This is a genomic window from Roseofilum halophilum BLCC-M91, from assembly GCF_030068445.1.
Taxonomy (GTDB): Bacteria; Cyanobacteriota; Cyanobacteriia; order Cyanobacteriales; family Desertifilaceae; genus Roseofilum; species Roseofilum halophilum.
Window position 1 is genome coordinate 19022 of the sequence record NZ_JAQPOK010000150.1, and the last position, 12238, is coordinate 31259.

The window sequence follows — 12238 nt, forward strand, 5'->3', positions numbered from 1 at the left end:
GGACTCTCAACCCAAATCTGGATTCAGAAACCCGGTTTCTCGGTTGGGGGCGATCGCTCCCTCCCTCCGAAAATTTTTACGAAACTTCAGATTGGACGCGATCGATAAATCCGCTAAAACTCTATCCTAAAAAGGGCTTGAGGAAACATAGCTGAAATTGCTCCTCAGACAAAACATGAATTTTTGTTACAAAGAACTCGATTTGGCATAAAAACACCCCCTAAAACCTGAGTACCTTATAGAGGCCTTAATTGCTTCTGACGATAAATTCATGTTTTGAGGAACCATAATGCTCAGGATTTCTACCCAAACCTCGATCGCAGCAACTACATTAGGTATCGCGACTCTGGCGATCGCCCTTTCATGTCAGCGACAGCCGAAACCCCCCTGCTTTTTAAGGGGGTTTGGAGGATCTACAACTTAGTCTTCTTTTCTAGATTCGTCTGTAGCTTGCTCAGTTTCCTCAGTAGACGAAGACGCAGCAGCAGAAGCATCCTTCTCTAAGATTTGCTCTTGGCGCTTTTTGCGTTCAGCCTCCAAGATATCCTTCATCACTGCCTGAGCTTGCTTGAGCTTCTCTAAATTCGACCGATACAGCTCAATATCCTTGAGCAGTTTTTCCACAGAGATCCCTAACCCTTGGGCGATCTTTTCTAAAGCTTGGCTACGAGTCTCCTCAGTGTTCACTCGTTCGGGATCGACCGTAGACACTAGGGTATACAAACCAATGGCAAACAGACGGCTATATTTAAACTTAGGATTATTGGCGATCGCCTTCAACCGCTCCCGCAGAGCATCCGCACCATCACCTTGATGCGGATCGGACAGCAGAGCCACCAAAGCCTCTCCAGACCAATCCTTCACCTGTTCCTTCACCTGTTGAGCATCGGCACGATAAACATTCGCGTCGCTCTCCAACGCTTGACACAAAGCCGTAAAAATAGACGCTTTGTCAGCCTCTGGTACATATCCCTCCATAAACTGGTCAAAGGACGAAACAACCCCAAGAGCATAAATGGGGTCATACTCAAAGTCCACATTGACCGACAGTAAATGCATCTCTACCATCAACTCCTCCACCACACGGCGGTAGATAGAATTGATCGGCCGGGTGTGATGAGTATAAAACGCTCGCTTGGTATCTGAGACAGTGCGGACAGTATTCACAGCTACAATTATCAAGAGTGGGTCATCCCATTCTCGCCCCTAAAGGTCACTTTGCCAAGACTTTTCAGACAAACCAGAATCGAAACCCAGTTACTAGGAGCATAAGACGGCTGCTTGAATCAAGCCCACCGCCTCCTCTCCCGACCGCAAAACTTGTTTACGATGCTCTCGGCCAAAATTATCCAGGTATTCTGGGAACCCCTTCTAGTGCATCATTTTCCGTTTCAAAAATTTCAAATACAGAATCCATCATCGTCACTTCAAACACCAACTTGGCCTCTGGGTGAACATTACAGATCCGAAAACTGCCTTTGACTTTCTCCGCATCTCGCATCCCAGCCACCAAAGAGGTTAGACCTGAGCTATCAATAAAATTGACTTGACCCAGATTCACCACCACATGCCTACTGAGCTTGGAAATACATTCCTGTAGCTTCAAACGAAATTGCCAGGCTGTAGTGATATCCAAACGTCCGGTTGGCGTTAAAACTATCACCGTTGTTCCATCTTCAGTTTCGTGTGTTCTTTGCTCCATTTTGGCTCGTCTACCTTCTCTATAGGAATTGTGGACTTCTGGTGTTGATTGTAGTATCTCCAATCGACTTGGAACAAGCCTTAGACCCATAATCAATCAGACTTTCTGGATTTAACCCTCAACATTGAGATCCTCTGCACCCATTTTAGGGCACAACCGTACAACCTCTATGGCTCTAACACACAAAAACCGTTCTGAACTGAAATAATTCTTAATCCATCATCCGCAGATCTCACTGGCAATGTTAACCTAGCGTGAATGACCCACTCCCAGTTGACATTAACCCTCCCCTAATCCTGCTCAAACCTAAACCGTGTCAATCATCCCTATTATTTTTTAGCGTGAGTATTGAATAGACAATGCCAGATTTTTTGTCTAAGCTATTGGGTCGCAAAAGTCGTAAAGTTCGCTGTACCCTAGCCAAAACCTATCGTGTCATTAGTTCAGCGTCAGTCGATGATCTATGGCAAACCGTTGTTGATTTCGCGGATGTCTCTTGGCATCCCCTCTTAGCGCGAACGAATGTCCCCAGGGGTTTAGTCCCTAAACCTGGACTAATTTTTCGCGCTGTAACCAGGTTTTGCCCGATTCCGATTCGCATTTTTGTCGAACGAGTCAGACCCAGGGAACTCTTAAGCATTAGAATCCTTGCCATGCCCGGAATTGAAGAGCGGATCATCTACCAAGTCGAGTCCACCGTTTGGGGAACGCGGATCTCCTATTCTGTTACCCTGCGAGGATGGCTCTCCCCTGTGATTTGGTCGTTTATTCGTCCCTATACGGCTAAAGTGGCGGAAGCCCTGGCCAAGGCAGCAGAGAAGGCAGCCCAAGGAAGTTCAGGAAAGAAAACGCCCCCGGAAAACTCGGTGGATTTTGGATTTTGAGTCCATGGGAATAAAAACCCATGAGAACTCCCCAAGAGCGTTAAAATTTTATGAGTAACACCGAAATTATCAACAGCGAATAGCTAATCATTATGAATCTGACCCTCGATCGCCAATCCGTTTTGGAAGTCCTGAGACCTGTGGAAGACCCAGAACTGCGGAAAAGTTTGGTGGAACTGAATATGATTCGCCAGATTGAGATTGATACTCAGGGCAATGTGAATTTCACCTTGGTACTGACGACTCCAGCTTGTCCACTGCGGGAATTTATTGTGGAAGACTGTACGAAAGCGGTGAAACAGATCCCAGGGGTTCAAGCGGTGAATATTGAGGTGACAGCAGAAACGCCCCAAGCTAAGAATAGCTTACCCGATCGCCAAGGCATTGAAGGGGTGAAAAATATTATTGCTATCTCCAGTGGGAAAGGGGGCGTGGGCAAAAGTACGGTCGCGGTGAATGTGGCTGTCGCTTTAGCCCAAACTGGGGCCAAAGTAGGGTTAATTGATGCTGATATCTATGGCCCCAATGCTCCGACTATGTTGGGCTTGGACTCCGCTAAGGTGATGGTACAAGAAAGAGGAGGTCAAGAAGTCCTAGAACCTGCTTTTAATCACGGCGTGAAGCTGGTTTCCATGGGCTTTTTGATTGAAAAAGACCAACCGGTAGTCTGGCGCGGCCCCATGCTCAATGGGGTGATTCGCCAATTCCTCTATCAGGTGGACTGGGGTGAGTTGGATTATCTGATCGTGGATATGCCTCCCGGAACCGGAGATGCCCAATTAACCCTCACCCAAGCCGTTCCCATGGTGGGGGCCATAATTGTCACCACACCCCAAAATGTTGCCCTTCTTGACTCGCGCAAGGGTCTGAAAATGTTTGAACAGATGGGGGTTCCAGTGCTGGGAATTGTGGAAAATATGAGTTATTTTATTCCCCCGGATCTGCCCGATCGCCAGTATGACATCTTTGGTTCGGGAGGGGGCGCAAAAACCTCAGAAGAACTCGGTATTTCCCTGCTCGGTTGTATTCCCCTAGAAATGTCTTTACGCGAAGGTGGAGATTCAGGCTTGCCGATTGTGGTCAGCAACCCTGAATCCGCCTCGGCTAAAGCTCTAGTTGAGGTAGCTAAGGCGATCGCCGCTAAAATCTCCGTCGCCGTCCTCGCCGGATAAATTATCCTTTTGTCCAGGTAATAGGGAATAGGGAATAGGAAAATAGTCTTAACTTGTCCCTATTACCCATTACCCATTACCCATTACCCATTTTTATGCGTAGATCTCTATTTCACTCGCCCAATGCTGTTTCTAGAATTCACTGGTTTTCCTTACTCAGTAGTTGGAAAAACTTAGATTGGTTCCTGCTGATCTTGGTGGTGGGACTTACCCTGTTTGGTGGGATCGTGATTCGCTCAACCCAGCTTAATCTCGAATACACCGATTGGGTGCAACATTGGATTATTGGGGGAATGGGTTGCATTCTAGCCCTATTTATTTCCCGTTGGCGCTACCAGCAACTCATCCAGTGGCAATGGATTATTTATGGGATTACTAACCTTTCCCTATTAGCGGTGATTTTTGTAGGGACAACGGCTTTAGGGGCGCAACGATGGATTACGATTGGGGGTTTTAATATTCAACCCTCTGAATTTGCTAAATTGGGGGTGATTATTACCTTAGCTTCTCTCTTGCACAGTAAGGGAGCTTCCACCCTATCGAGCTTGTTCAAAACCCTGGGTATTGTAGCTGTCCCCTGGGCTTTGGTGTTTCTGCAACCGGACTTAGGAACGTCTTTAGTATTTGGGGCGATCGCCTTGGGAATGCTTTACTGGGCCAATACAAATCCGGGTTGGTTGATTTTACTGATCTCTCCCCTAGTCTCGGCGATTCTATTTAATATCTACCTTCCGGCCTGGTTTGCTTGGGCTGGTTTACTGGTTCTCTTAGCCTGGACTACTCTCCCTTGGCCGCGCATGGGAGCTGGGGTTACTCTTGCTCTGACGACAGCCTTCGGGTTTTTAGGAGAAGTCTTTTGGGGACTGCTCAAGGATTACCAAAAAGACCGGTTAATCCTATTTATCAATCCTGAAAAAGACCCCCTAGGGGGAGGATATCATTTAATTCAATCCCGGATTGCCATTGGTTCCGGACAACTCCATGGCACAGGATTACATCAGGGAACCCAAACCCAACTGCATTTTATTCCCGAACAACATACGGATTTTATCTTTTCTGCTGTCGGTGAGGAGCTGGGATTTATTGGCGCGGCTATCCTGTTGGTGGTGTTCTGGTTAATCTGTTTGCGGTTGGTGATGATTGCCCAAAATGCTAAGGATAATTTCGGTTCCTTGCTGGCGATCGGGGTATTATCGATGATTGTGTTCCAGGTGATGGTGAATATTGGTATGACGATTGGCCTTGCTCCGGTAACTGGAATTCCTCTACCCTGGATGAGTTATGGGCGATCGGCTCTGCTGACAAATTTTTTGGCGATCGGCTTGGTGGAAGCGGTCGCAAACCACCGACATCGGCTAAAGTTTTAATGGATATTTTATAAATTGAGGTAAAAAAGGATGATATTACCAGGTGTAGCAGTACGAGTAAAAAATACTGGGGATACCTATTATGGCTTTACTGGCCAAGTACAACGGGTAACCGATGGCAAGGCTGCGGTACTGTTTGAGGGAGGAAATTGGGATAAGTTGGTTACCTTCCGACTTTCAGAGTTGGAAATTGATGACCCCACGACGACAAAGTAGTGCTTTGCGCTGGTAATGGGTACTTGGGAAGAATAAACCCATACCCTCATCCATCGATAATGCCCCATTTTAGCTGTTTTACGGCACTACTGCCTTGACCGTGTTAAAGCCATCTTTGTAGTGCGATCATCTTGCTTGCTGTTGTGTGCCCTAGCGAGCAAGATGATCGCACTCCCCAGGATCTAATGCACTGATTTTAGAGCGGTCAAGGCACTACAAAATTAAGCTTGTCAGTTCACTACTGGCTTGTTTTTCACTCCCCATAAGCAGTTCTCTGTAAAGCCATGATTCAACTGTATCCCTATCCCAAGCAGAAATCCCTGCCAACGATGTATGATTTACCCAGTGAAGATCCGGAGGAACCTGGATTGCCTGATGAGTTTCACGATTACCAACCGGATTTATTAACTCAAACTTGTCAATCTCCCCACTACTCTGAGGAAGACTATTTTATTGCCAGCGATCTTAATCTCTACTATGACAGCCAGCATACCCTCTGGTACAAACGCCCGGATTGGTTTGTAGTTTTGGGAGCCAAGCGTAGTCACAACCAACAAGAGTTACGTCTGAGTTATGTGATCTGGCAAGAGCAAATCAGTCCGTTTTTGGTGATTGAGTTAGCGTCTCCAGGAACGGAAGATGAAGACTTAGGACGCACAGAACGCAAAGAGAAAAAGCCGCCAACCAAATGGGAAGTCTACGAGAAAATTTTACAGGTTCCCTATTATGTGATTTACGATCGCTATCAGAATCAGTTGCGGGTGTTTGTCCTTAACTCTGGAAGGTACGAAAGGCTGGAGTTATCAGAGGAGAAAGTCTGGCTCGAACCATTAGGTCTAGGATTAGGGTTATGGCAAGGGGTGTACGAGGGAGTAGAAGGGCGATGGTTGCGCTTCTACGATCGAGATGGGGCGTGGATACCGACACCAAGTGAGCGGGCAGAGCAAGAACGGCAACGAGCCGAGCAAGCTGAGTCGGAATGCGATCGCCAACAACAACGTGCAGACCAAGCGGAGTTAGAGTTACAAAAATTACGCGAAAAGCTTCAACAACTCAATGTAGATCCCGATTCTCTGTCTTAGTCATCCTCATGCGCTTACCCTTAACTCAAACTTCCATCAACGATCGCCCCCAAAACCACATCGCTGAGGTGATCGAAACGGCAACATCGGAGTTTTTAGCCCAATGTCTGGAACCCGAAGATCTCAGTTTTCCGATGATGCCAGCGTTTGGTTCCTTTGTGCGATCGCTCGGTGTCACTCCAGAAACTTCCCCAGTAACCGATGGCGGTTACTGGGTGTATGCGGTGGTTTATCATGCTACGACTACCCCCATTGATTCGATCCATCGCGCTAGAGCCTTGGGACTCTCCCTAGAACAACTGCGATCGGAGCAACCGCAAATTTTCGCCATGCTGAAAACCGAGTTTCGAGCGGCGATCGTCGGATTTGAAACTGTTGAATCCCGGAATTCTCGCTCTAGAATTTACCAGCATTTACCCCCCCGTCCCCCCCAAATTCACCAAGCGGTTTATCAATGTCATCCCGATGAAGTGATTCGCTTTAGTGAGGAATTTGACTTTATTCGGATTTTACTGGAAATTCCCGGAACACCGGTTGATGCGCTGATTGCCGCTACCCTAAGAAATATTTACCAACTGCGCCATACGGAACAATCTTGGTTAGTGCAAGCGGGGCGAAATTTGAGTCTTTTGCTCAAGGATGATTACGATCGCCTACGCTATATTCTCAGCCAAGTTTATATCAATTAACAATTAACAATTAACAATTAACAATTAACAATTAACAATTAACAATTAACTTTGTAAGGCTTGATGATAGGCGCGAACCATTTGCGGTTCCTGTTCTGGATCGATAAATTGACAGAGGAGATCGAGGTCTAAATTGGGTAATAGTTGGCTGTGTTCAATTTCTTGATAGCCTGTAGTAGAATTCACCAATTGATAGAGAATAAAACGGTCATCTTGCCAAAACAAAACTTCTCCAACTCCTAACCATCAGCTTCTAAACCCCTAGCAGCAGCTTGATTACGAAATGTGGTCGAACCATAGCTATAAAAATCGAGATTTTCCACCCAAGCATACGTTTCCAGAAGTCTTCTAATGAGACTTTTAATCCTTTCATGTTGCGAAGAAGTTGCCATGATTTCTAATAATCCTTTATTGTAACTCAGGCGCAAATTGCGGGAGGAAGAGAGCGTTGTCAACAGAGTTTCATACTGTTGCCAAGAAATATTGTTCAAAGTAATGCGCGGCTCCGTTAGAGTGGGAGCCACTAACTGAGAGAGGGCGCTCGCTGGAATATCAACGGTAACTTTCATAAGATTTCATGCTATTTTTGCAAACAAGCGGCGATCGTTGCCATCACTGACTCGGATAAACTTGATAAATTATAACCTCCTTCCAAGCCAAACAGAATTTTGGAGGTAAGTTGTAAACAAGCTTGGGTGAATGTGCCATAATCATCGGGAACCAAATGCATACTCGCTAAAGGATCGTCTTTCGTGGCATCATAACCAGCACTGACAATCAACAAATCGGGGTTAAACTGCTCTAAAAAGGGGATGGCTTGACTCTCAAAAGGGGGCCAATACTCAGATATTCCAGAGCCTGGAGGTAAAGGAATATTTAAAACATTTTTATACTCTCCCCGCTCTGTGGCTCTACCGGTTCCGGGATAAAAGGGAAACTGATGGAGAGAACAATAGGCAATTTGCCGATGATGTTGAACGATCGCCTGAGTGCCATTGCCATGATGGACATCCCAATCTAGAATAGCGACTCGCTCGACTCCCGGTTGTGCTAAAGCATAGTGAGCGGCGATCGCCGCATTAGAAAACAAACAAAACCCCATCCCCCGTTCAGCTTCTGCATGATGTCCTGGAGGACGTGCCAACACAAATGCCGGATTGCCTGTTGCCAAAACCTGCTCTACACCATCGATCCAACCATTGACTGCCAATAGTGCCACGTCATAACTTTGAGCCGAAACCGGGGTATCACCATCGAGTAACCCCCCTCCTTTTTGGGCAATTTCTCGCACCCGTTGAATATGATCGTGGGTATGTACCTGTTCTATCCAGGGTAAAGCTGGACGCACCTCTATCGGAGTGGGGGTTTGCCAATCGAGAGATGCAGACCATGGACTGGATTTGAGGCGATCGGCGATCGCCTGAAGACGCTCCGCTCTCTCCGGATGTCGTCCCGTATCATGGCGCAAAAATTCCTCAGAATAAATAACTGGAAATAACATAAAAACTCCTAATTTCTCAACTCCTTAATTTAGTCTCCATAACCCAATTTGTAAGCTTTTCTAAAGGATCGATGCAGTAGAAGCAACTGGTATTAAAATAAAAGCCAACCCCCTTCTGGGGAATTACGGGATTTTCTCTACCCGCCATTACTCTCGCAACCCAACAGAACACGACATTGGCTAATCATGCTTTCTTTATCCTCTGCTCTACCGCAAATCACCAACGCAATCGAACGTCATCCCGAATCCCTGCGGATGAAAAAAATGTTAGTCTGTGCCTGGCAAGATATTTGGGAAAATGATGCCAAACGCTTAAAAGCCGTGTCTTTACAGGCGCTCCTGGAATCAGTGATTGATAAATATCCTACCCTAGACGATCTCAGTGAAGCCCTACAACGGATTGCGAGTACCCTGAACAAAAAACAAGAATATCAGGCGATCGCCAACAGTATTATTCTGATCTTAGGCAAAGGCTATCAGGATACAGAAGAAGCCACCCAAGTCTACACTGCTCCCCCAACCCATATTACCCTCGCCTCTAATGAACCTGTACCCAGTTCTGCTCCCGTTGTTGACCCCCCGGTAAACACTCAAATTCGCACCGGTTATGACCCCTTCAATCTCCGTTTAGAAGTGGTACGATATACCAATCCCCTCCGAGCTAAAATCCTCTTATTTTCTGCCTTACACCAAAAATCCCGTTTACAAGAACAAGATTGGGTGAACCTGAAAACCGAAAACCTCGATAGCTTGCTCTATCGCATCTACGAACAGTGTGAAACCTTTGCCCAATTAGAAGAGTGTCTTTGTACTACGGCCAACAACGTCCAAGAAGACCCCACAGAATGTAATCAAGCAGCCGGAGCTATCCTCCAATGTATGGGGCGGTTTTATCAAGATTGGGAACCGGGAATGGAAGATGCTGTACATCGAGCAAAGGCTGACCGTAATCCTGAGAAATTAACGGGTACAATGGTTCAAAATTCCTCTAATTCTAGCGATAAGGAATCCGAATCAACTCGTCGTATATTGCCTTCCTAGGGGCAAAATATATTAGCAAAATCTATTATGGGCATGATTGGCCAACTATCCATCAAGGGCATGAAGAGGACATATGAACGCTCAGGAACTGATTAAGCGCTATGAAGCCGGAGAACAAAAATTTGCGGGTGCAAAGCTCAATCGCGCCAATTTGAGAGGAGCAGATTTGATTGGTATTTACTTGTATCAAGCAGATTTACAAGGAGCCAACTTAATGTTTGCCTATCTCAACCGAGCTAACTTAAATCGGGCGAATTTAATGGGAACTCAATTGGGAGGCGCGAATTTAACCCAAGCCAGTATGACTTCGGCAAAGTTACATGATGCGGATTTACATGGCACAACGTTGCAAAAAGCCGATCTGCGGATGACGGATTTAACCTTGGCGAATTTGGTGGATGCCAATTTAATGGAAGTGGATTTGCGAGGGGCAGATTTAAGTGGGGCGAATTTAACGGGGGCTTGTTTGAGGGGGGCAAATTTACGGGAAGAGCGCCGGTCTTATATGTCTTTTTTGCGGGGAACGACCTTGCATCGGGCAGATTTACGGGGGGTGAATTTGTCGGGGGCGGATTTGTCTAAGGTGGATCTCAGTGAGGCCAATTTAAGTGAGGCCACGTTGCGAGATGCAGATTTAACGGGGGCAAATTTACAGGGGGCAAATTTGCACGGAGCCTTTTTTACGGAAGCTCTGCTCAGTCAAGCAAATTTACGTTATGCCAATTTGACCGATGCGAAGATGGAACGGGTGAATTTGATTGATGCGGATTTAATGCGGGTGAATTTGCAGGGCGCTCTGTTGGCGGATGCGAAGATGAATCGGGTGAATCTGGATGAGTCGGATTTAACGATGGCCCGTTTGAATCGGGCGGATTTGAGTCGGGTAACGTTCCGCAATGCGATGTTGAAGCAAGTCGAATTGATTGATGCTTATTTGGGACGAGCGGATTTGAGTGGGGCGAATTTATCGGAGGCGAATTTGTTTAATGCGGAGTTGAGTAGTGCTAATTTGATGGGGGCAACGTTGCGGGGAGCAACGTTGCCGGATGGTTCGATTAACCGTTGATGAAAAGACCCGGTTAAATTAAATTGACCAGAGTTGGCGATAGATGGGAGAATCGAAAGGGCCTATTGCGGCACTGTTCCCTCTTATCCCTCGCTGTCTTTTACAAAACATGGGCAGAACCTGGACTTACAATGAAGTGTTACTCCCCGGTCAGAGGGAACCATTAGGTGTATTACAGACGTTAATTGAGTCTAGGCTCTTTTCTGAATACGGTGTGTATCAGAGTGGGGAAGTGGTACGGTTTGCGGGTAATCGGGCGATCGCCGTTTCGGTGGATCTCCAGCAAGTGACGCTTCAAGGGCTGGTTGAGGATCGATATTTTCCTGGGGATGACCCGTTTAAGCAGGTGGAACAGGCGTTAGCTTCAATGCCTCTGGAGCAGTGGACGGCTTATGGTTATGTGAGTTTTGATTGTGTTCGCTATTATTATCCGTATCGGAAGGCGATCGCCAGCCCCCTACTGTATTTTTTTGTGCCCGCGACGGAAGTCATTATTCAACCCGATCAGATTCTGGTGCGTACTTTGGACTCTCCGGAACCCGTCTGTACGTTATTACAGGAGTCAGGAGGGTTAAAACCTCAACGTTCGACCACTCCTGAACTCGAGTTTAGCGATCGAGATCGTTATCAAACTCAGGTAGAAGCCTTGCAAGGGGCGATTCATCAAGGGGAATTACATAAGGCGATTCTGTCTCGCTCCGTGAAACTCAAGGGCAATTTAGATGTTTTAGGAACCTACATCCTGGGAAATCAACAGCATCAGGCGCTTCGTTCCTATGGGTTGCACCTTCCTGGGATCAGAACGGTGGGGTTTAGTCCAGAAATTTTGATGCAATTATCCCACGATCGCTTAAAAGGACGGAATTTAATGACCAATCCCGTAGCGGGAACTCGTCCGAGGGGAGACACTCCAGAAGCGGATGAACGACTCAAACGCCAGTTATTTGCGGATGCGAAGGAAGTTAAAGAACATGCCCTTTCCATTTGGTTGGTGCAGGATGAAATGCAGAAGGTTTGCACGCCGGGGACGGTGAAAGTGGTGGATTTTATGCAGGTGAAGCAGTATCAATGGGTGCAGCATTTATCGTCCCAAGTTCAAGGTCAATTGCGCTCTAATCAATCTCTCTGGGATGCGCTGAAGGTGTTGTTTCCGGGGGTGACGGTTTCGGGAATAGAGAAGGAGGTGGCGATCGCCTGGATCGATCGTCTGGAAACCGAGCCACGAGGTATTTATGCGGGGGCGATCGGCTGGATTAATTCTCAAGAAGAGGTGGATTTAGCCATTCCCATTCGGTCAGCCTATCAATATGGAGAATGGATTTATCTCAATGCTGGCGCGGGAATTATGGCCGAATCTATTGCCGAAAATGAGTATATTGAATCCGTGAATAAAATGAATACAATGTTAACCAATTTAGTTTTGGAATCTTGAACTCTCCATCTTCTACTCAACTCATCACGCCTTGCATTTGGCCCCTTTACAGCGCTTCGCGCTATAACATCGAAAAGCGCTGTATT

Annotated in this window: 14 protein-coding genes; 9 read left to right on the forward strand and 5 right to left on the reverse strand. The window is 46.6% G+C overall.

All coding sequences use genetic code 11. From position 1 onward, the window contains the following. Positions 1-420: 420 nt before the first annotated feature. Together psb29 and PJF56_RS19380 are read right to left on the reverse strand one after the other, a co-directional pair. Positions 421-1167 (reverse strand): photosystem II biogenesis protein Psp29, encoded by a 747-nt coding sequence (psb29, locus tag PJF56_RS19375; RefSeq protein ID WP_283764356.1) that lies wholly within the window; start codon positions 1165-1167, stop codon positions 421-423. 178 nt (positions 1168-1345) lie between these two features. After that, positions 1346-1702 carry an STAS domain-containing protein gene (locus tag PJF56_RS19380; RefSeq protein WP_283764357.1) on the reverse strand — a complete coding sequence of 119 codons (357 nt, stop codon included), beginning with the start codon at positions 1700-1702 and terminating at the stop codon, positions 1346-1348. 359 nt (positions 1703-2061) lie between these two features. Here PJF56_RS19380 and PJF56_RS19385 point away from each other — a divergent pair, with 359 nt between their 5' ends. The 6 genes from PJF56_RS19385 (at position 2062) to PJF56_RS19410 (ending at position 7112) form a co-directional block, all read left to right on the forward strand. Next, the gene (locus tag PJF56_RS19385) at positions 2062-2586 is read left to right on the forward strand and encodes an SRPBCC family protein (protein ID WP_283764358.1); all 525 of its coding nucleotides are present in this window, start codon (positions 2062-2064) and stop codon (positions 2584-2586) included. A gap of 92 nt (positions 2587-2678) precedes the next feature. Next, positions 2679-3758: an Mrp/NBP35 family ATP-binding protein gene (locus PJF56_RS19390; protein WP_283764359.1), complete on the forward strand. Its 1080-nt coding sequence runs from the start codon at positions 2679-2681 to the stop codon at positions 3756-3758. Between the two features lie 95 nt (positions 3759-3853). Next, complete coding sequence (rodA, locus tag PJF56_RS19395; protein ID WP_283764360.1) at positions 3854-5125, forward strand: rod shape-determining protein RodA; 1272 nt, start codon at positions 3854-3856, stop codon at positions 5123-5125. Between the two features lie 30 nt (positions 5126-5155). Next, a complete protein-coding gene (locus PJF56_RS19400; protein WP_283764361.1) occupies positions 5156-5341 on the forward strand; it encodes an NAD(P)H dehydrogenase subunit NdhS in 186 nt (61 codons plus the stop codon). Between the two features lie 284 nt (positions 5342-5625). Further along, a complete protein-coding gene (locus PJF56_RS19405) occupies positions 5626-6423 on the forward strand; it encodes a Uma2 family endonuclease (protein WP_283764362.1) in 798 nt (265 codons plus the stop codon). 8 nt (positions 6424-6431) lie between these two features. Beyond that, the gene (locus tag PJF56_RS19410) at positions 6432-7112 is read left to right on the forward strand and encodes an HAS-barrel domain-containing protein (protein WP_283764363.1); all 681 of its coding nucleotides are present in this window, start codon (positions 6432-6434) and stop codon (positions 7110-7112) included. Between the two features lie 45 nt (positions 7113-7157). On the opposite strand, the gene PJF56_RS19415 is transcribed toward PJF56_RS19410, so the two are convergent. From PJF56_RS19415 to PJF56_RS19425, 3 genes are read right to left on the reverse strand one after another with little or no spacing between them, the layout of a single operon-like run. Continuing rightward, positions 7158-7337: a hypothetical protein gene (locus PJF56_RS19415; protein ID WP_283764364.1), complete on the reverse strand. Its 180-nt coding sequence runs from the start codon at positions 7335-7337 to the stop codon at positions 7158-7160. A 14-nt stretch (positions 7338-7351) separates the two neighbouring features. Continuing rightward, positions 7352-7681 carry a Uma2 family endonuclease gene (locus PJF56_RS19420; RefSeq protein WP_283764365.1) on the reverse strand — a complete coding sequence of 110 codons (330 nt, stop codon included), beginning with the start codon at positions 7679-7681 and terminating at the stop codon, positions 7352-7354. Between the two features lie 11 nt (positions 7682-7692). After that, on the reverse strand, positions 7693-8613 hold the full coding sequence (locus tag PJF56_RS19425; RefSeq protein ID WP_283764366.1) for a histone deacetylase family protein: 921 nt from the start codon (positions 8611-8613) through the stop codon (positions 7693-7695). Between the two features lie 186 nt (positions 8614-8799). Here PJF56_RS19425 and PJF56_RS19430 point away from each other — a divergent pair, with 186 nt between their 5' ends. From PJF56_RS19430 to PJF56_RS19440, 3 genes are all read left to right on the forward strand, one after another. Beyond that, entirely contained in the window at positions 8800-9654 is an 855-nt protein-coding gene (locus PJF56_RS19430; protein ID WP_283764367.1) for a hypothetical protein, read from the forward strand. 73 nt (positions 9655-9727) lie between these two features. Continuing rightward, the gene (locus PJF56_RS19435; RefSeq protein WP_283764368.1) at positions 9728-10720 is read left to right on the forward strand and encodes a pentapeptide repeat-containing protein; all 993 of its coding nucleotides are present in this window, start codon (positions 9728-9730) and stop codon (positions 10718-10720) included. Between the two features lie 109 nt (positions 10721-10829). Further along, entirely contained in the window at positions 10830-12152 is a 1323-nt protein-coding gene (locus PJF56_RS19440) for an anthranilate synthase component I family protein (protein WP_283764369.1), read from the forward strand. Positions 12153-12238: the final 86 nt, after the last annotated feature.

Excerpts from the sequence above, each read along its gene's own strand:
- PJF56_RS19385 (WP_283764358.1), top strand. The coding sequence starts at position 2,062 with ATGCCAGATTTTTTGTCTAAGCTATTGGGTCGCAAAAGTCGTAAAGTT.
- rodA (WP_283764360.1), top strand. The coding sequence starts at position 3,854 with ATGCGTAGATCTCTATTTCACTCGCCCAATGCTGTTTCTAGAATTCAC.
- PJF56_RS19440 (WP_283764369.1), top strand. The coding sequence starts at position 10,830 with ATGGGCAGAACCTGGACTTACAATGAAGTGTTACTCCCCGGTCAGAGG.
- PJF56_RS19430 (WP_283764367.1), top strand. The coding sequence starts at position 8,800 with ATGCTTTCTTTATCCTCTGCTCTACCGCAAATCACCAACGCAATCGAA.
- PJF56_RS19425 (WP_283764366.1), bottom strand. The coding sequence starts at position 8,613 with ATGTTATTTCCAGTTATTTATTCTGAGGAATTTTTGCGCCATGATACG.
- PJF56_RS19435 (WP_283764368.1), top strand. The coding sequence starts at position 9,728 with ATGAACGCTCAGGAACTGATTAAGCGCTATGAAGCCGGAGAACAAAAA.
- PJF56_RS19410 (WP_283764363.1), top strand. The coding sequence starts at position 6,432 with ATGCGCTTACCCTTAACTCAAACTTCCATCAACGATCGCCCCCAAAAC.
- PJF56_RS19420 (WP_283764365.1), bottom strand. The coding sequence starts at position 7,681 with ATGAAAGTTACCGTTGATATTCCAGCGAGCGCCCTCTCTCAGTTAGTG.
- PJF56_RS19390 (WP_283764359.1), top strand. The coding sequence starts at position 2,679 with ATGAATCTGACCCTCGATCGCCAATCCGTTTTGGAAGTCCTGAGACCT.
- PJF56_RS19400 (WP_283764361.1), top strand. The coding sequence starts at position 5,156 with ATGATATTACCAGGTGTAGCAGTACGAGTAAAAAATACTGGGGATACC.
- PJF56_RS19405 (WP_283764362.1), top strand. The coding sequence starts at position 5,626 with ATGATTCAACTGTATCCCTATCCCAAGCAGAAATCCCTGCCAACGATG.
- PJF56_RS19380 (WP_283764357.1), bottom strand. The coding sequence starts at position 1,702 with ATGGAGCAAAGAACACACGAAACTGAAGATGGAACAACGGTGATAGTT.